The 16,078-nt window shown below is 68.9% G+C and carries 19 protein-coding genes, 1 tRNA gene and 2 pseudogenes; 12 read left to right on the forward strand and 10 right to left on the reverse strand.

Translation table 11 applies throughout. The features are described 5' to 3' along the window. Positions 1–35: 35 nt before the first annotated feature. The 3 genes from MC45_RS02240 to MC45_RS02250 form a co-directional block, all read right to left on the reverse strand. On the reverse strand, positions 36–326 hold the full coding sequence (locus MC45_RS02240; protein WP_038658976.1) for a hypothetical protein: 291 nt from the start codon (positions 324–326) through the stop codon (positions 36–38). Between the two features lie 122 nt (positions 327–448). Beyond that, complete coding sequence (locus MC45_RS02245; RefSeq protein WP_038658979.1) at positions 449–1,078, reverse strand: LysE family translocator; 630 nt, start codon at positions 1,076–1,078, stop codon at positions 449–451. 24 nt (positions 1,079–1,102) lie between these two features. Beyond that, positions 1,103–2,323 carry an alginate export family protein gene (locus MC45_RS02250; RefSeq protein WP_038658980.1) on the reverse strand — a complete coding sequence of 407 codons (1,221 nt, stop codon included), beginning with the start codon at positions 2,321–2,323 and terminating at the stop codon, positions 1,103–1,105. 248 nt (positions 2,324–2,571) lie between these two features. Between MC45_RS02250 and MC45_RS02255 the strand changes: the two are divergent. Continuing rightward, positions 2,572–3,030, forward strand: a pseudogene (locus MC45_RS02255) (GAF domain-containing protein); the annotation flags it as partial. Here MC45_RS02255 and MC45_RS20045 read toward each other — a convergent pair. Further along, a pseudogene (locus MC45_RS20045) lies at positions 2,971–3,129 on the reverse strand (KH domain-containing protein); the annotation flags it as partial. The pseudogenes MC45_RS02255 and MC45_RS20045 sit on opposite strands and share 60 nt — an antisense overlap. On the opposite strand from MC45_RS20045, the gene MC45_RS02260 reads away from it, so the two are divergent. Then, complete coding sequence (locus tag MC45_RS02260; RefSeq protein WP_245640898.1) at positions 3,078–5,132, forward strand: putative bifunctional diguanylate cyclase/phosphodiesterase; 2,055 nt, start codon at positions 3,078–3,080, stop codon at positions 5,130–5,132. The pseudogene MC45_RS20045 and the gene MC45_RS02260 overlap by 52 nt on opposite strands. Before the next feature lie 95 nt (positions 5,133–5,227). Further along, positions 5,228–5,578 carry a hypothetical protein gene (locus tag MC45_RS02265; protein ID WP_052075478.1) on the forward strand — a complete coding sequence of 117 codons (351 nt, stop codon included), beginning with the start codon at positions 5,228–5,230 and terminating at the stop codon, positions 5,576–5,578. Positions 5,579–5,655: 77 nt separating this feature from the next. Here the strand turns inward: MC45_RS02265 and MC45_RS18815 are convergent, their stop codons facing one another. Genes MC45_RS18815 through MC45_RS02275 form a run of 3 tightly spaced genes read right to left on the reverse strand, consistent with a single transcriptional unit; the run spans position 5,656 to position 7,462 of the window. After that, positions 5,656–5,796 carry a DUF2256 domain-containing protein gene (locus MC45_RS18815; RefSeq protein WP_081974303.1) on the reverse strand — a complete coding sequence of 47 codons (141 nt, stop codon included), beginning with the start codon at positions 5,794–5,796 and terminating at the stop codon, positions 5,656–5,658. Further along, positions 5,796–6,896, reverse strand: a complete 1,101-nt coding sequence (aroB, locus tag MC45_RS02270) for a 3-dehydroquinate synthase (RefSeq protein ID WP_038658988.1) — start codon at positions 6,894–6,896, stop codon at positions 5,796–5,798. The genes MC45_RS18815 and aroB overlap by 1 nt, the downstream gene beginning before the upstream one ends. After that, entirely contained in the window at positions 6,893–7,462 is a 570-nt protein-coding gene (locus tag MC45_RS02275; RefSeq protein ID WP_081974304.1) for a shikimate kinase, read from the reverse strand. Before MC45_RS02275 ends, aroB begins: the two co-directional genes overlap by 4 nt. 76 nt (positions 7,463–7,538) lie before the next feature. Here MC45_RS02275 and MC45_RS19900 point away from each other — a divergent pair, with 76 nt between their 5' ends. The 4 genes from MC45_RS19900 to MC45_RS02290 all read left to right on the forward strand — a co-directional run bounded on the left by MC45_RS19900 (position 7,539) and on the right by MC45_RS02290 (position 11,546). Next, complete coding sequence (locus tag MC45_RS19900) at positions 7,539–7,673, forward strand: hypothetical protein (RefSeq protein ID WP_281177479.1); 135 nt, start codon at positions 7,539–7,541, stop codon at positions 7,671–7,673. 207 nt (positions 7,674–7,880) lie between these two features. After that, on the forward strand, positions 7,881–9,674 hold the full coding sequence (locus MC45_RS02280) for a hypothetical protein (protein ID WP_169742515.1): 1,794 nt from the start codon (positions 7,881–7,883) through the stop codon (positions 9,672–9,674). Further along, entirely contained in the window at positions 9,671–10,588 is a 918-nt protein-coding gene (locus tag MC45_RS02285) for a tyrosine-type recombinase/integrase (protein WP_038658992.1), read from the forward strand. The genes MC45_RS02280 and MC45_RS02285 overlap by 4 nt, the downstream gene beginning before the upstream one ends. Positions 10,589–10,598: 10 nt before the next feature. Further along, positions 10,599–11,546, forward strand: coding sequence for an acetyl-CoA carboxylase carboxyltransferase subunit alpha (locus MC45_RS02290; RefSeq protein ID WP_038658995.1), 948 nt, complete (start codon positions 10,599–10,601; stop codon positions 11,544–11,546). Between the two features lie 71 nt (positions 11,547–11,617). On the opposite strand, the gene MC45_RS02295 is transcribed toward MC45_RS02290, so the two are convergent. After that, the gene (locus MC45_RS02295) at positions 11,618–11,785 is read right to left on the reverse strand and encodes a Flp family type IVb pilin (protein WP_038666264.1); all 168 of its coding nucleotides are present in this window, start codon (positions 11,783–11,785) and stop codon (positions 11,618–11,620) included. A gap of 123 nt (positions 11,786–11,908) precedes the next feature. Continuing rightward, on the reverse strand, positions 11,909–12,109 hold the full coding sequence (locus MC45_RS02300) for a Flp family type IVb pilin (protein WP_038658998.1): 201 nt from the start codon (positions 12,107–12,109) through the stop codon (positions 11,909–11,911). A gap of 31 nt (positions 12,110–12,140) precedes the next feature. On the opposite strand from MC45_RS02300, the gene MC45_RS02305 reads away from it, so the two are divergent. Both MC45_RS02305 and MC45_RS02310 read left to right on the forward strand, forming a co-directional pair. After that, positions 12,141–12,587, forward strand: a complete 447-nt coding sequence (locus tag MC45_RS02305) for a (deoxy)nucleoside triphosphate pyrophosphohydrolase (protein WP_052075480.1) — start codon at positions 12,141–12,143, stop codon at positions 12,585–12,587. A gap of 42 nt (positions 12,588–12,629) precedes the next feature. Beyond that, positions 12,630–12,703: transfer RNA gene (locus tag MC45_RS02310), tRNA-Cys, on the forward strand. Between the two features lie 7 nt (positions 12,704–12,710). Here MC45_RS02310 and MC45_RS02315 read toward each other — a convergent pair. Next, entirely contained in the window at positions 12,711–13,055 is a 345-nt protein-coding gene (locus tag MC45_RS02315; protein WP_038659000.1) for a hypothetical protein, read from the reverse strand. Positions 13,056–13,211: 156 nt separating this feature from the next. Here MC45_RS02315 and MC45_RS02320 point away from each other — a divergent pair, with 156 nt between their 5' ends. The 3 genes from MC45_RS02320 to MC45_RS02330 are packed head-to-tail and all read left to right on the forward strand — an operon-like array spanning position 13,212 to position 15,996. Beyond that, positions 13,212–13,892 (forward strand): protein-L-isoaspartate O-methyltransferase family protein, encoded by a 681-nt coding sequence (locus MC45_RS02320; protein ID WP_038659003.1) that lies wholly within the window; start codon positions 13,212–13,214, stop codon positions 13,890–13,892. Positions 13,893–13,910: 18 nt separating this feature from the next. Next, entirely contained in the window at positions 13,911–15,416 is a 1,506-nt protein-coding gene (locus MC45_RS02325; RefSeq protein WP_038659006.1) for a TolC family outer membrane protein, read from the forward strand. A 40-nt stretch (positions 15,417–15,456) separates the two neighbouring features. Further along, positions 15,457–15,996: a DUF2497 domain-containing protein gene (locus tag MC45_RS02330; protein WP_038659009.1), complete on the forward strand. Its 540-nt coding sequence runs from the start codon at positions 15,457–15,459 to the stop codon at positions 15,994–15,996. The last annotated feature ends 82 nt before the right edge of the window (positions 15,997–16,078 follow it).

Consider the following 16,078-nt stretch of genomic DNA (forward strand, 5'->3'; position numbering starts at 1 on the left):
CCGCCGGCCTTCTTACAGACGACGGCGGCGACGGATCAGTTGGTCTTCACCGCGACCTTGCGGTCGCCGTTCGAGCTGACCGAGGTTTCGCGCACGACCTTGTGCTTGACCGTCTTGTGGCCGACCTTGACGCCGAGCACCTTCTTGGGACGGTGCGTCTTGCGCTTGCTGGTTTCGGTCACCTTGGTCGTGGTGGTGGCGACGCCGTCATGCACCTTGGTGTCGTGATCGACCTTCGTCTCGCGGACGGTCTGCGCTAAGGCCGGGGCGCCGCAGGTGAGGGCGAAGCTGAGGGCGGCGGCGACGGCGATATGCTTGCGTGTCATCTCATGTCCTTCCGAATGCGTCCGGCACCCGCGCGGGGCCGGCCGACCCGCATCAACTCCGCGCCCGTCGTTCGGTTCATTACCGTTTCGGACTATTCCATACGGATGCGGGCGGATGACGCTCAGGCAGATTTGGCGCGCAGCAGCGCCGCGCCGAAGCCGATGAAGATGATGCCGGTGAGGCGGTTGAACGCGCGCTTCACCGTCGGCCGGGCGAGATGCGCCGACAGCGAGCGGCCGCCCATCGCATAGACGCCGTACCAGAAGCATTCGAGCGCCGCGAAGGTCACCACCAGGATCGCGAATTGCGGCCCCTGCGGTGCCGTCGGCGTCACGAACTGCGGCAGGAAGGCCGCAGCGAACAGCAGCAGCTTGGGATTGCTGATGCCGATCGCGAAGCCGCCGCGGAACAGCGCGGCGAGCGATACCGTTCGCGGCAGCGTGCCAGCGCCGACGTCGATCGGCGCGACGTCGGCCCGCCACGCCTTGACGCCGAGGACGATCAGATAGGCGACGCCGGCATAGCGCAGCACCTCGAACGCCCCGGGCAGCGCGAGCAGGAGCGTGGTGAGCCCCGCGGCGGAGGCGGCGAGCACCAGCACCAGCGCGGTCAGGCATCCCGCCATTGCCGCGACGCTGCGCCGCGCGCCGAGCGCAACGCTGCGCGACAGGATGTGGAGCATGTTCGGTCCCGGCGTTCCGCACAGCAGGAACACCGCGCCGACGAACAGCCACCAGCCATGAAGCGTCACGTCATCCTCCTCTTCCGCCGATCGCTACAGCGTCCAGTCCATCTGCAACCAAACTTTGCGCGTGTCGGTGGCGAAGCGGTCGGCGCGATAGTCGGCGTAGCGCAGGCTGGCGACGGTGCGCCCGATCCGCGCCTGCGCGAGCAGGTCGATCTCGTTGCCATAGTGCCGCACCAGCCGGTCGCTCTCGAAGCGGTGGTAGACCGCCTGCACGCTCACCGCCTTGAGCGCGCCGAGCTGCGGCCAGCCCCAGCCGGCGCTGCCGTAGAGATCGCGGATGCCGTCGGCGGGCGTGGTCGTCAGTTTGTCGGCCCAGCCCTGGAATTTGAAGATCGAGGCGAGCGGCGTCTGGAAGCTCGCCAGCGTGGCGCCGCGGCTGCGCCCGCGCCCCGCGCCGAGCACCTCATAGCCCGCGCCCACCTTCGGCCCGGCGAGATCGAGGCCGATGTCCGCCAGCCAATAATCGGCGGCATAGTCGTTGGGGTTGCGGTGATAGTCGGACTGGCGCGCATGGCTCGCGGTCCACGCCAGCTTCGTCTTGCCGAAGCCGCGCGATCCCGCCAGCCGCGCGCCATAGGTCTGGCTCGACAGGCGATAGCCCTGGACGATCGCCTCGTCCTGATCGACCAGATAGGCGAAGCCGGCCAGCGTACCGACCGGTGTCGTCACCCCCAAGGTCGCGAAGACATTGTTGCCGCCGATCGCCTGTTGCCGCGCACCCGCGCCGTCGATCCCCCACACCGTCCGCACGCCCCAGGCATAGGTGACGTCGGCCTTGACGCCCTTGACCGGGGTCAGCTCGGTACGCACCGCATCGAAGGTCTGGCCGTTGTTGCGTATCGCGGCGGCGCCGACGAAGCGCTCGTCGTCGAGCTGGATGCGCTGGCGGCCGGCGGTGACGGTCAACGCGTCGCTGCGATATTGCAGCTGCGCGCGATAGAGCGCGACGTTCTGCGGGTCGCTGATCTGCGGACGCACGGTCGCCGGACCGGCAAGCCCGTCGTAATAGTCGCCGACGATCGCCAGATTGCCCTGCGCTTCCGCCAGCGCCGTCCAATGCCCCGCGCGTGCCTGCAAACCGGCGCGGACGCGAACGGTGACCGCGTCCGCGTGCTCGGGCAGGCCGTCCTGCTCGACATGCTCGTGGCGCAGGCGCGCCTCCGCCAGCGGCGTCAGCGTCTGGGCTGCGGCCGGACCGGCGGCGATGACGGCGACGGACAGCAGCGACAGATTGAAGATCAGGCGCATCGTCTGGTTGGAACCCCCTCGGCGACGCCCCCCGGCGTGCCTTCCACCTCCTTCCTAGCGTCCCTCCGCCGCGCGCAATAGAAAATCGCGAAAGGCCAGCGAAGAAAGTGGCCTAACCACCGCGCAGGCGAGACGATCGCCTGATCGTGCCTTTGCCCGGCATTACGGCTTCCCGTCGCTAGATTTGCAACATTTGTTAACGTCTTACGGCCATTGTCGACACTCGTCGGGATGATAGTGGGTCGGGGATGTTCAAGAGCCTGTTGCGCGAGCGTCGCCGCTCGATAGCCGTGCATGGGCTTGCCCGCCTTGAGGCGTCGGCGGAGCCGGCGTTCGATCGTTTCGTCGGTGCCGCCGCTGCGGCCTTCCACGCGCCGATCGCGGCGCTGTCGCTGATCCATGACGACGTGCAGGCGATCAAGGCGGCGCGGGGTATCGCGTTGCATTGCATGCCGCGACAGGCCGGGTTCTGCAGCTTCGCGCTCGACCGGGACGGCGTACTGGAATGCTGCGCCGCGCTCGACGATCCGCGTTTCGCCAAGCTGCCCGGCGTGGTCGGCGAGCCGCACATCCGTTATTATATCGGCGCGCCGCTGCGGCTGCTGAGCGGGGTCGATGTCGGCGCCCTGTGCGTCGTCGATACCGTCGAGCGTCCGCCCGCCTCGACCGATCAGAAAGCCTATCTGCTCGGGCTCGCACGTCAGGCGTCGCAGGCGCTCGAGGCGCGGCTCGATATCCTCGGCTACGCCGCATGATGCGGGTGGTGGCATGTATCGCACACGATCATGACCTGCGGCTCGTCGCATTGGCGCTGGCGGTGGCGCTGCTCGGCTCGCTGGCGACGTTGCAGACCTTCCGCCGCATCGCGCTGGCACCCGGCCCCAGCCGCACCGGCTGGATCGGGCTCACCGCGGTCGGCATCGGCACGATGGTGTGGGCGACGCATTTCGTCGCGATGATGGCCTATCGCGCCAGCGCACCGGTGGTGCTCGATCCGCTGCTGACGCTCGCCTCGCTGCTCGCGGTGATCGTCCTGGCCGCGCCGGGGCTGGCGATCGCGGCGCGGCGGCCGCTCGCGGCGCGCTTCGGCGGTGGCGCGATCGTCGGGATGGCGATGACAATCATGCATTATCTCGGCATGGCTGCCTATCGCGTCGACGGCATCGTCCATTGGGACGCGCGTTTCGTCGCCGCCTCGCTGGTCTGCGCGATGCTGCTGTCGGGTGCCGCGTTCGCGCTGTTCAGGCGCCGCCGCGGCTGGCGCAACGTCGGTGCGGCGGCGACGCTCGCGCTGGCGGTGGCGACGCTCCATTTCACCGGCATGGCGGCGCTGTCGATCACCGCGCTGACGCTGGGGGAGGGATTGTCCGACGTCACGATGACGACGCTGGCGATCACCACCGCGATCGCGGCGATGATCGTCATCGGCGGCGCCGCGGTGAGCGCGCTGATCGACGGCCATACGCAGGGCGAATCGTATCGGCGGCTGCGGCGCATGGCGCTGCACGATGCGCTGACCGACCTGCCCAACCGGATGCATTTCACCGAGGAGCTGGAGCGGCGCTTCCGCATCGACGGCGGCTACCACCGGCTCGCCGCGGTGATGCTCGACCTGTCGCGGTTCAAGGTGGTCAACGACACTTATGGCCATCAGGCCGGCGACCAGTTGCTGATGGCGCTGGCGGCGCGGCTGACCGCGAGCCTGCGTCCCGGCGAATGTATCGCGCGACTGGGCGGCGACGAATTCGCCGCGATCATCTCCTATGACGCGGGGGAGGAGCTCGATGCCTTCCTGCTGCGGCTGCGTGCGGCGTTCGCCACGCCGTTCGTGTTCGACCGCTTCAGCGCGACGATCGACGCCAATATCGGCGTCGCGCTGGCGCATCACGACGGCTTCGATCCCGATGCGCTGCTCGCCAAGGCCGATCTGGCGATGAGCCGCGCCAAGGCGGCGCGCTCGCCGGAACCGTGTTTCTACGATGCGCAGATGGACGAGGCGGTACGCGCGCGCCGCGAGCTGGTCACTGACCTGCGCGCCGCGGTCGAGGCGGAGGCGTTCGAACTCCATTACCAGGTGCAGGCTTCGGTCGAAACCGGCGAGATCACCGGTTACGAGGCGTTGGTCCGCTGGAACCACCCGACCCGGGGGCGGATCGCGCCGTTGGTGTTCATTCCGCTGGCGGAGGAAAGCGGCGAGATCGTGCCGCTGAGCATCTGGATCCTGCGTCAGGCGTGTTTCGAGGCGGCCTTGTGGACCAACCGGCACATCGTTGCGGTCAATCTGTCGCCCAAGCACCTCGCCGACCCGCGGCTGGTCGAGACGGTGGCGGCGGCGCTCGCCGACAGCGGCCTGCCGCCCGAACGGCTGGTACTCGAACTGACCGAGAGCGCGATCATCCACGATCGCAACTTCGCACTCGACCAGTTGCAGGCGCTGAAGGCGATGGGAATCGGCATCGCGCTCGACGATTTCGGCGTCGGCTATTCGTCGCTCGACGTGCTCCGCTCGTTCCCGTTCGACCGGATCAAGCTCGACGCCTCGTTCGTGTCGGCGATCGACCATGACGACCAGGCGGTGTCGATCCTCCGGTCGGTGGCGGCGCTCGGCCGAACGCTCGGCATGTCGGTGCTCGCCGAGGGGATCGAGCAGCCCGCGCAACTGTCGATCGTGACGCGCGAGGGCTGTTCGGCGATCCAGGGCTATCTGATCGGCAAGCCGGCGCGCGTGCTCGCCGACCCCGGCGAGGTGCGGCAGGCGATGCTTCTCAAGCCGCGATCGCTGGTGCCGGGGATTGCCGCGACGGGGTGAGGCGGCGTTGGCATCGCCGGGCGAGCGATCACGGGCGGACATCGATGGCCTCTCCACAGGTTGGCACCCAAGCGCCGATGTGAGAACAACCGGGCATGCGTGCGCGATTGATGAAGCTTCTTGCCCTGCTGCTCGCCAGCGGATTGTACTGGCAGCTGGTTTGTGAGGTGACGGACGCGCCGGAGCCCTGGGATAGCGATGGTTATTGGACGCTCTGGTATCCAATCTCCCTCGCATTGGCGGCGGTCGCCGGGTATTTCCTAAGAAGCCACGGGTGGCTGGCTGGAGTCATCATCACGTTCTCGCAGCTGCCAGTGATGTGGACCAACGCCGGAACAGGCCCGTTGCTCGCGGCAGGATTGCTCTTCCTGTGCATCCTGGCAGTTCCAGCGGCAGCGGTCTCATTCATTGCCGGTCGGGTTGCGATGCGAACCCGGACGTCCTGAACGTCCGAATGGTGGCACTGCCATTCGACAGGCCCACCAGATCCATGCGGTTACCCGACCGTTGTCCTTCCGGACGCCTACCGCTTCTTGCGACAGGCGTCCGAGCAATAGATCACCGAGTCCCAGTCGCGCGCCCATTTCTTGCGCCACGCGAAGGGGCGCTCGCACGCCGGGCAGATCTTGGTCGGCAGATTGCCCTTGGCGATGCCGTTGGGCATCAGCGTGGCTGCGCGTCGAGGAACGCGGCGACATCCGCGAGGTCCACCGATTTGTCGAGATAGGTCCGGCCGATGCCGCGGGCGAGCAGGAAGGGGAGCGTGCCGGCCGCCATCTTCTTGTCGTGGCGCATATGGTCGACCAGCGTCGCGCCGCTTGCGGCGATGCCGGCGGCGGCGAGACCGTCGGGCAGGCCGACGCTGCGAAAATGCGCAGCGACGCGGCCCGCGTCCTGTCCGGAACCGATGCCCTGCGCGGCGGAGAAGGCGAAGGCGAGTGAACAGCCCGCCGCGACGCCTTCGCCGTGGATCAGTTTCTGCGAGAAGCCCGCTTCGGCCTCCAGCGCATGGCCGAAGGTGTGGCCGAGGTTGAGCAACGCGCGCGTGCCGTTGGTCTCATGCTCGTCGGCGGCGACGATGCGCGCCTTGGCGGCGACGGCATGCGCGATCGCATGGTCGCGCGCCGCCGGATCGCCGGCGAGCAGCGCCGCGCCGTTCGCCTCGCACCATTCGAAGAAGGCGGGATCGTCGATCAGGCCGTATTTGACCACTTCGGCGTAACCGGCGCGGACCTCGCGCAGCGGCAGCGTGTCGAGCAGCGACGGATCGATCAGTACCAGCGACGGCTGGTGGAAGGCGCCGATCAGATTCTTGCCGGCGCGGGTGTTGATCGCGGTCTTGCCGCCGACCGAACTGTCGACCTGCGCGAGCAGGGTGGTGGGGATCTGGACGAAGTGGCAGCCGCGCTTGAGGATCGCGCAGGCGAAGCCGACGAGGTCGCCGATCACCCCGCCACCCAGCGCGACGACATGGTCGCCGCGCTCGACGCCGAGGTCGAGCAGCCGGTCGCAGAGGCCGGCGAGATGCTCCCAGCTCTTGGTCTTCTCGCCGGGCGGCAGGACGATCGCCTCGCTCCGCACTCCGGCGGCGGCGAGCACCGCCTGCAACGTGTCGGCATGGGGGCGGACGTTCTCGTCGGTCACGATCGCCATCGTGCGGCCACGCGCGAGCGGGGCGAGATGGTCGGCGGCGCTTGCGAGCAGTCCGGCCGCGATATGGATCGGATAGCGGCGGTCGCCGAGCTCGACGGTGACGGTCCTCATGCCGCGTGCCGCCCGTGGCCGATCGCCTTCAGGATCGCATTGACCGTGGTTTCGTGCGGGGCGGCGTTGCTGGTGATGTGGATATGGGCCTCGGCGTAGATCGGGTTGCGGATGGCGGCGAGCTCGGCGAGGACCTTGCGCGGGTCCTTGCCGCGCAGCAGCGGGCGGGTGTCGCGGCGGCCGACGCGTTCGGCGAGCACGTCGGGATGCGCGCGCAGCCAGATCGCGGTCGCCTCGGCGAGGATCAGCGCACGCGTCTCGTCGTTGATGAAGGCGCCGCCGCCGGTGGCGATCACCTTGGGCGTGCCGTCCATCAACCGCTGGATGACGCGGCGTTCGCCGTCGCGGAAATAGGGTTCGCCGAAACGCGCGAAGATCTCCGCGACGGTCATGCCGGCGGCCTGTTCGATCGCGGTGTCGGCGTCGACGAAAGGCAGGCGCATCCGGTTCGCCAGCCGGCGGCCAACGGTCGACTTGCCGACGCCCATCAGCCCCACCAGCACGATCGGCCGAGCGGGATCGTGGCGGGCAGGGGCGGCAGCCGGGGGATGAGCGCTTTGCAACATGGAATGGAGCGCTATACAGCGGGTCCGGACGGGGCAAAAGCTCCGCATCCGTCTTTTACGTGTCCTAAGGTACGGTATGTCTCGCTTGGTCCTCTCCGTCATCGTGCTCCTCGTCGTGGTGGGCGGCGGCCTGTTCCTGCTCGCCGGCCGCGCCTCGGAGCGGCCGCAGACGCATGTCGAAAAGGCCGTGACGCTTGCCAACCTCAGCTAGGGCGCACGCTGTGCGCGTCGCCTGGACGGCGGCTTGGCGATGAGTGATCCGGCTGCTCCATCCACGCCGTCACCCCGGACTTGTTCCGGGGTCCACGGTGCCGCAGGAGCAACGGACCAGTCGCCTGCGGAACGGTGGATGCCGGAACAAGTCCGGCATGACGGGGGAATCTTGGCAGCGGTTTCAGGACACAAGCGGCGCTCAGGCTTGCGTCGACTGACGCGCGGCGTCGCCGCCGTCGCGATCACCGCCGCCGCCGTCGCCGCTTATGCGCAGGAGCGGCCCGAATCGATCCTGCCGCCCGGCTTCGGCGAACCGGCGCCTGCCCCCTCGCCCCGCGCGACCTCGTCCGCGCCACGGGCGACGCCCACCGGCAGCGCGCTCACCACCGCGCCGGCGCCCGCCGCGACCGGGCTCGTCCAGCCGCTGCCGCTCGACCTGCCGGCACCGGTAGCGAGCGCCACGCCGAGCCCGACGCCAACCGTCGATCCGGCGGTCCTCGCCCAATATGAGATGCCGCTCTCGGCGCGCAGGTCGCTCGACCGGGTCGGGCCGGCAGGCGAGCGCGAGGGCGCGCTTGCTGCGGATGCGTTCGGCGAGGCGGACGGGCGCTATCTGGAAGGCCTGATGCGCCGCGTCGCCGCGCCGCTGCCATCGCGCTGGCTGTCGATCCTGCTGCGGCGGACCTTGGTCGCGCAGCTCGATACGCCGGCGCAGGTCCATGGCGCCGATTTCGCCGCCGAGCGCGCGTGGCTGCTGCTGCGCATGGGCGAGGCGGTCGGCGCGCGTGCGGTCGTGCAGAGCGTCGACAATGCCGGCTATACGCCCAAACTTTATCAGGTCGCGATGAACGCCGCGCTGGCGACCGGCGATCCGGCGGAATTGTGCCCGATCGCCGATGCCGGGTTCGCGGCGACCCGCGAGCGCGGCTGGACGCTGGCGCAGGCGATGTGCGCGGGGCTCGCCGGCGAACCGGCGCGCGCCAAAGCGCTCGTCACTGCCGCGCGTAAGCGCAACGTCGCGACCGGGATCGACCTGCAACTGGCGCAGAAGGTGGTCGGTGCCGGTCCTGGTGGCGGACAGGCGGTGACGATCGAATGGGCGGGCGTCGACGCGCTGACCGCCTGGCGGTTCGGCCTCGCCGCGGCGACCGGAGTCACGATTCCCGCCGACATGTTCGCGACCGCGGGACCGCAGGCGCGCTATTGGTATGCGCTCGCGCCGGGGATCCCGATGGCCGAGCGACTGACATCGGCGGAGGCAGCGGCGGGGCAGGGGGTGCTGTCCGCCGCGGCGCTGGTCGATCTGTACGGCGCACTCGATGCGGCCAATGACACGCCGGCGCCGGTGGCCGCGTCGATCAACGACCTGCGCACCGCTTATATCGGCGGCGACATGGACACGCGGCTGACCGCGTTGCGCGCGCTGTGGGGCGCGACGCCCGCCTATCCGCGGCTGGTGCTGACCGCGCGCGCCGCGGCGCGGCTGCCGGTACGCACCGGGATCGCTGATGCGCCGCAGCTCGTTGCGTCGATGTTGACCGCGGGGCTCGATCGCAGCGCGGCGCGCTGGCGGGCCGCGGTCGACGAGGGCAGCGACGCCTGGGCGATGATCGCCCTCGCCGACCCCGACAGCGGCGGGCGGCTGAGCTACCGGCAATTGTCGTCCTATGCGGGCAGCGGCAATGCCGCGCTCAAGCAGCGACTGTTCTTCGCCGGCCTCGCCGGTCTCGGCCGGCTGACGCAGGAGGATACCGAACGCGCCGCGGCGGCGCTCGACGTGAAGATCGGCGCCGAGAACAGCTGGACGCGTGCGATCGATCGTGCCGCATCCGATGGCCAGCCGGGGACGGTGGTGCTGCTCGCCGCGATCGGCATGCAGACGCCGCAATGGCGCGGCGTGCCGCCGGCGATGCTCTACCGGATCGTCAGCGCGCTGCGCGCGGTCGGGCTGGAGGGCGAGGCGCGGATGATCGCCGCCGAGGCGCTCGCGCGGGTGTGAGTAGCGGTGACCGCGCGCTGATCGAGCGGTTCCTTGAGATGCTCGCCGCCGAGGCGGGCGCGGCGGCGAATACGATCGCCGCCTATCGCAGCGACCTGACGCTCGCCTCGGCGTCGGTGCCGGGCGGGCTGGTCGCGGCGGATGACGCACGGTTGCAGGTGCTGGCGGAGGACTGGCGAGCGCTGGCGCGGAGCACCGTCGCGCGCAAGTCGGCGGCGTTGCGGCGTTTTTACGCCTTCCTTGTCGACGAGGGGCATCGCGCCGACGATCCGGGCAAGGCGCTGCCGCGTCCCGGCGCAGCGCGGCCGCTGCCAAAGGTGCTGGGCCATGGCGATGTCGAACGGCTGTTCGCGGCGATCGCCGCGTGCATCGGGGTGGAACGGCCGCTGCCCAACGACCTGCGGCTCGCGGCGCTGGTCGAGCTGCTCTACGGATCGGGGCTGCGCGCGACCGAGCTGGTCAGCCTGCCGCGCAATGCCGTCCATCCCGACCGGCCCTATCTGATCCTCAAGGGCAAAGGCGGGCGCGAGCGGCTGGTGCCGCTGTCCGACCGCGCCCGCGCGGCGGTGGCGGAGTGGCGCGAGCATGTCGCGGTCGAGACGCCGTGGCTCTTCCCGTCGGGGAAGGGGCATCTCTCGCGCATCCGCCTCTACCAGCTCGTCAAGGCGCTGGCGGCGGAGGCGGGCATCGCGCCCGACCGGGTGAGCCCGCACGTGCTGCGCCACGCCTTCGCGACGCATCTGCTTGCCGGCGGCGCCGATTTGCGCGCCTTGCAGTCGATGCTCGGCCATGCCGATATCGCGACGACCGAGATCTACACGCATGTCGATGCGAGCCGGCTGGTCGAGCTGGTCAATGCGCGCCATCCGCTCGGCGATCCCGGGCGCGTTGACGGACGCGCGCGTCGCCCGTAACCGGCGTTCCATGGCGAGCTTCCTCGAATTTGAAAAACCGATTGCCGAGCTGCAGGGGCGGATCGACGAACTCCGCGCGACCGCGGCGGACGGCACGATCGACATCGCGGCCGATCTGGCGCGGCTGCAGGCCAAGTCGGACAAGCTGTTGCGCGATACCTTCGCGAAGCTGACCCCGTGGCAGAAGACGCAGGTCGCGCGGCATCCCGAACGACCGCATTTCAAGGACTATGTCGCCGGGCTGTTCGACGAGTTCGTGCCGCTGGCGGGCGACCGCGCCTTTTCGGACGATCAGGCGATCATGGGCGGCTTCGCCAGCTTTCGCGGCCGCAAGGTGATGGTGCTGGGCCATGAGAAGGGCTCGGACACCGCGACGCGGCTGCGCCACAATTTCGGCATGGGCAAGCCCGAGGGCTATCGCAAGGCGATCCGGCTGGTCGAGATGGCGAGCCGATTCGGCCTGCCGGTGGTGACGCTGGTCGACACGATGGGTGCCTTCCCCGGCATCGAGGCGGAGGAGCGCGGCCAGGCCGAGGCGATCGCGCGCTCGACCGAGGCGTGTCTGGCGGCGGGCGTACCGGTGGTCGCGGCGATCGTCGGCGAGGGCGGCTCGGGCGGCGCGGTGGCGCTGGCGGCGGGCAACCGCGTGCTGATGTTCGAACATGCCATCTATTCGGTGATCAGCCCCGAAGGCTGCGCCTCGATCCTGTGGCGCACCGCCGACAAGGCGGCGGACGCCGCCGAGGCGATGCGCGTCACCGCGCAGGACCTCAAGACGTTCGGCGTGATCGACACGATCGTCCCCGAACCGCTCGGCGGCGCACATCGCGATCCCGCCGAAGCGATTCGTGCCCTAGGCGACGCGCTCGACGAGGCGCTGGCTGGCCTCGATCACCGCGACGCCGCGACGTTGCGGCAGGACCGGCGCGAGAAGTTCCTGGCGATGGGCCGCCTGTAAGCCTCACGAGAAAAAGGGCGGCGGAACCGGAGTTCCGCCGCCCTTCGTATCGATCCTACCCGAAGGTGGGATCAGGTCGCCGACATGTTCGTCGACACGTTGTTGAACGTGGTCTTCAGCTTGTTGCCGAGGCCCTGCATCGCGGCGATCGCGGCGACGGCGATCAGCGCTGCGATCAGGCCGTATTCGATGGCGGTCGCGCCCTTGCTGTTCTTGATGAACTTGCGAATCGTCTGCATTCCGGTCTCCATAATCGACACTTCAGTCACCCGGCTGAACCGGTGAACCGGAGCAGCAGGGCGGACATAACCGGCGCAAGGTTGCTAAACGTTTAAACCAGTTTAGCTTTTTTGAGGGCCGGGTCAGCCGGCGTTGACCACTTTGGTGCTGACCTGCTGCCAGACATCGGTATTGGCCCGGGCGACCTGTTTGAGCGCGACGACCATGACGATGACGATCAGCGCGACGATCAGGCCATATTCCACGGCGGTGGCGCCCCGCGAATCGCGCCGGAGATCGGCCGCCGCGCGGCGCCGGCGGCGAGGGGGCGTATGGCCTGACATGGCCGATCAACTATCTGAAGAGATTTAAGGAATGGCTGACGACAGGTCCGAAACGACGCCGATGCCGGTGCGACTGATGCCGGTCGTCGCGGCGGCGCTGATCGACGCCGACGGTCGGGTGCTGCTCCAGCGCCGGCCGCCCGGCAAGCAGATGGCGGACCTGTGGGAGTTCCCCGGCGGCAAGATCGAGCCCGGCGAGGCACCCGAGGCCGCACTGGTCCGCGAGTTGCACGAGGAACTGGCGATCACCGTCGATCCGGCGGCGCTGGTGCCGCTGACCTTCGCCAGCGCCGGGCTCGGCGAGCGACACCTGCTCTTGCTGCTCTACGTCGTACGCCGCTGGCAGGGTGTCCCGCAGGCGCTGGAGGCGACGGCGCTCGCCTGGGTCGAGCCCGCGGCGATGCGGGCGCTCGCGATGCCGCCCGCCGACGTCCCGCTGGTGGCGATGCTGGAGCGTTTCCTGCAAATCGGCGGTTGACGGTCCGGCCAAAACCGATCATCAGCCGCCCTCCCGCGTCGAGGCCCGATGGCGGAGTGGTGACGCAGAGGACTGCAAATCCTTGCACCCGGGTTCGATTCCCGGTCGGGCCTCCAATATCCGTTACGCGGTTTCCGACATCTTCACCCGCGCCGCGTCGCGCGGCAGCAGCATCGGCCGCATCCGCAGGCCGAGGCAGATCACCGTCGGCCAGAAGAGCGTGTTGAGGACGTCCGAGGTCGTGTCCTCCCAGCGCCACGAGCCGAAGTTCAGTCGGTCCATCACCTCGTTGAACGCCTCGGCGAGGACGACGAACGACCAGGGCACGAAGCTGCCGAGCGAGCGGCGGGTGAGCAGCCGGGCGATCATCAGCACCGCCAGACCGGCGTGGATGTGGAGGATTGTATCGGGAAGGCCGGTGCCGTCGCCGATCCAGTCGATGAATTTGTGATAGGTCGCAGGAAGCATGCCGCGCCTCATACGGACTGTGCCCGATGCTGGCCATCCGTTCCGCCGCACGGCAATACGCCTGCGTCCGCTTGGCGCGACGCATCGCGCGCGATACAAGCCGGTTCATCACGAAGTGTATTGCGCAGCTAATACGGTTGTGCGAGAGGGATCAGCATGAATATCAGCGTCGACACCATCCAGCACGATTCCACCGATCTGGCGGTGATGCGGCAGGCGATGGTCGCCAGCCAGCTGCGCACCAATGCGGTCAGCGACCAGCGCGTGCTGGTGGCGATGAACACCGTGCCGCGCGAAATGTTCGTCCCCGCCGAATCGCGCCGTCTCGCCTATCGCGACACCGCGCTGCCGGTCGGCGGCGGCCGTGCGATCAACCTGCCGATGGTCACCGGGCGGCTGCTGACCGAAGCCTATCTGGAAAAGGGTGACCGCGTGCTGCTGATCGGCGCGGCGGGCGGCTATACCGCGGCGCTGCTCGCGCAGATCGTCGCCGAGGTGATCGCGGTCGAGCAGGATCCGGCGCTCGTCGCGCTGGCCCGCGACGGACTGGCCGGAACGCCGAACGTCACCCTCGTCGAGGGACCGCTCACCGCCGGCCATTCCGACGGCGCGCCCTATGACGTGCTGATCGTCGACGGCGCGGTCGAGCATCTGCCCGAGGCGCTGGTCGATCAGATCAAGACCGGCGGCCGCGTCGTCACCGGGCTGATCGAACATGGCGTGATCCGGCTCGCCAGCGGTCGCAAGACCGAGGGCGGGTTCGGACTGTCGCCGTTCCTCGACTGCGATTGCGTCGTGCTGCCCGGCTTCGCGACGCCGCAGGGTTTTAAGTTCTAGACAATGATAAACGGGGGGATGATGCGGGGATTGTTGCTGGGGGGCGCGGCGCTGCTGGGGGCTGCCGCGCCGGCGAGCGCGGAGACGCTGCGCGAGGCGCTGGCCAAGGCCTATGCATCGAACCCGACGCTGACCGGGCAGCGCGCCGCGCAGCGCGCCACCGACGAAAACGTGCCGATCGCCCGGTCGAACGGCATCCCGGGCGTCAACGTGTCCGGGTCGCTCACCGACAATTTCCTGCAGGCGAACAACAACTTCGCCAATCCCGAGCGGACCGCGGCGGGATCGCTCAATCTGTCGGTGCCGATCTTCCAGGGCGGTGCGGTAAAGAATGCGGTGCGCGCCGCCGAGACGCGTGTTGATGCCGGCCGCGCGACGCTGCGCGGTACCGAGGCGAGCACCTTCACCAACGTCGTCGCGGCCTATATGAACGTCATCCGCGACGAGGCGATCACCTCGCTCAACCAGCAGAACGTGCGGGTGCTCGAGGTCAATCTGCGCGCGAGCCGCGACCGGTTCCAGGTCGGCGACCTGACCCGCACCGATGTCGCCCAGTCCGAGGCGCGGCTGGCGCTGGCCCGCGCACAATTGCAGCAGGCGGAGGCGCAGCTGATCTCCAGCCGCGAGACCTATATCCAGATCGTCGGCACGCCGCCGGTCGCGCTCGAAGAGCCGCCGGCGCTGCCCAATCTGCCCACTGCGCCCGATGCGGCGATGAGCGTCGCGCTCAACAACAATCCCAACCTGATCGCCGCGAGGCGTCAGGCGGATGCGACGCGCTATGACGTGAACGTCGCGCGCGCCAACCGGCTGCCGCGCCTGTCGGTCGTCGCAGGGCCGAATTATTTCAACTATCTCCAGACGCTTCCCGCCGGTTCGGGCTTGCCCAATTCGGGCACTGCCGCATCGGCAGGTCTCCAGGTCACGCTGCCGCTGTTCCAGGGGGGGCGCCCCGCGGCGCAGATCCGTCAGGCCGAGGCACTGCGCGGCCAGTCGCTGGAGAACGTCACCGCGACCGAGCGTGCGGTAATCTCGCAGGTGCGGTCGGCCTATGCGGTTTGGCAATCGTCGCAGCAGGTGATCGCCTCGTCGGAGACCGCGGTGAACGCCAACAAGCTGAGCCTCGAAGGCGTGCGCGCCGAGAATAGCGTCGGCACGCGCACGATCCTCGACATCCTCAACGCCGAACAGGAATTGCTCAACAGCCAGGTGACGCTGGTGAGCGCCCGCCGCGACGCCTATGTCGCCGGCTTCGCGCTGCTCGCCGCGATGGGCAATGCCGAGGCGCGCGACCTCGGCCTCGACGGGGGTGCGCTGTACGATCCGACCGTCAACTACAGGCGCGTGCGCAACCGGATCAGCGACTACGGCAGCGACGGCGAGCCGGTCCCGGTCGCGGTGTCGACCGCGCAGACGCCGGCACAAAATGCTGCCGTTGCGAAACCAAGCGACCCTTTGCTCAACACGCCGGTTGACAGGAGCCCCGGTCTGACGACAGGTGCTGCATCGCCAAGCCGCCAATAACGGCGTCGAAAAGGGTAGGGACGTCAGGATCATGGGGGATATGAGCGCGGAGCCGTCGATGGAAGAGATCCTGTCGTCGATCAAACGGATCATCGCCGAGGAGGGCGAGGGGACGCAGGCGCGCTCACGCCGGACCCGCACGCAGCCCCAGCCGATCGAATCGGACGCGGCAGAAGTGCTCGAGCTGAGCGATCCGATGCCGTCGCTACATGCGCCGATCCCGGAGCCGCAGCCGCATTTCGAACCCGAGCCCGACGTCGAGCCGGTGCCCGCCCCGCGTGCCCAGGCACAACCGCAACCCGCCCCTTCGCCGCAACCGACGCGCGCCGCAGCCGTTCAGACGCCGATGTCCGAGGAACCGATCCTGTCCAACCGTGCCGCCGCCGCCAGCCTTGGCTCGCTGGAAACGCTGAGCAAGCTGCTCGTCAAGCCCGAGCCCGAGAGCGAAGGCACGCTTGAGGGTCTGGTGCGCGAGATGCTGCGCCCGATGCTGCGCGAGTGGCTCGACGCGCATCTGCCCGAGATGGTCGAGACGATGGTCGCGCGCGAGATCGCCAAAATCACGTCGCAGATGCGCTGAGGGTTTCCCTTCGATTGCTATGCGTCATCCCTGTCTAGGCGGGGATGACGGTTGATGGCGGATAGGCGGTAGCCGACGACCC

It is taken from the genome of Sphingomonas taxi (assembly GCF_000764535.1).
GTDB lineage: Bacteria > Pseudomonadota > Alphaproteobacteria > Sphingomonadales > Sphingomonadaceae > Sphingomonas > Sphingomonas taxi.

Bases quoted from the DNA above. Each gene is read 5' to 3' on its own strand.
- MC45_RS02325 (WP_038659006.1), top strand. From the start codon at position 13,911: ATGATGCGGGGATTGTTGCTGGGGGGCGCGGCGCTGCTGGGGGCTGCC.
- MC45_RS02290 (WP_038658995.1), top strand. From the start codon at position 10,599: ATGGCGAGCTTCCTCGAATTTGAAAAACCGATTGCCGAGCTGCAGGGG.
- MC45_RS02315 (WP_038659000.1), bottom strand. From the start codon at position 13,055: ATGCTTCCTGCGACCTATCACAAATTCATCGACTGGATCGGCGACGGC.
- MC45_RS02250 (WP_038658980.1), bottom strand. From the start codon at position 2,323: ATGCGCCTGATCTTCAATCTGTCGCTGCTGTCCGTCGCCGTCATCGCC.
- MC45_RS18815 (WP_081974303.1), bottom strand. From the start codon at position 5,796: ATGCCCAACGGCATCGCCAAGGGCAATCTGCCGACCAAGATCTGCCCG.
- MC45_RS02320 (WP_038659003.1), top strand. From the start codon at position 13,212: ATGAATATCAGCGTCGACACCATCCAGCACGATTCCACCGATCTGGCG.
- MC45_RS02265 (WP_052075478.1), top strand. From the start codon at position 5,228: ATGCGTGCGCGATTGATGAAGCTTCTTGCCCTGCTGCTCGCCAGCGGA.
- MC45_RS02295 (WP_038666264.1), bottom strand. From the start codon at position 11,785: ATGCAGACGATTCGCAAGTTCATCAAGAACAGCAAGGGCGCGACCGCC.
- MC45_RS02275 (WP_081974304.1), bottom strand. From the start codon at position 7,462: ATGTTGCAAAGCGCTCATCCCCCGGCTGCCGCCCCTGCCCGCCACGAT.
- aroB (WP_038658988.1), bottom strand. From the start codon at position 6,896: ATGAGGACCGTCACCGTCGAGCTCGGCGACCGCCGCTATCCGATCCAT.
- MC45_RS19900 (WP_281177479.1), top strand. From the start codon at position 7,539: ATGTCTCGCTTGGTCCTCTCCGTCATCGTGCTCCTCGTCGTGGTGGGC.
- MC45_RS02260 (WP_245640898.1), top strand. From the start codon at position 3,078: ATGCGGGTGGTGGCATGTATCGCACACGATCATGACCTGCGGCTCGTC.
- MC45_RS02330 (WP_038659009.1), top strand. From the start codon at position 15,457: ATGAGCGCGGAGCCGTCGATGGAAGAGATCCTGTCGTCGATCAAACGG.
- MC45_RS02305 (WP_052075480.1), top strand. From the start codon at position 12,141: ATGGCTGACGACAGGTCCGAAACGACGCCGATGCCGGTGCGACTGATG.
- MC45_RS02240 (WP_038658976.1), bottom strand. From the start codon at position 326: ATGACACGCAAGCATATCGCCGTCGCCGCCGCCCTCAGCTTCGCCCTC.
- MC45_RS02300 (WP_038658998.1), bottom strand. From the start codon at position 12,109: ATGTCAGGCCATACGCCCCCTCGCCGCCGGCGCCGCGCGGCGGCCGAT.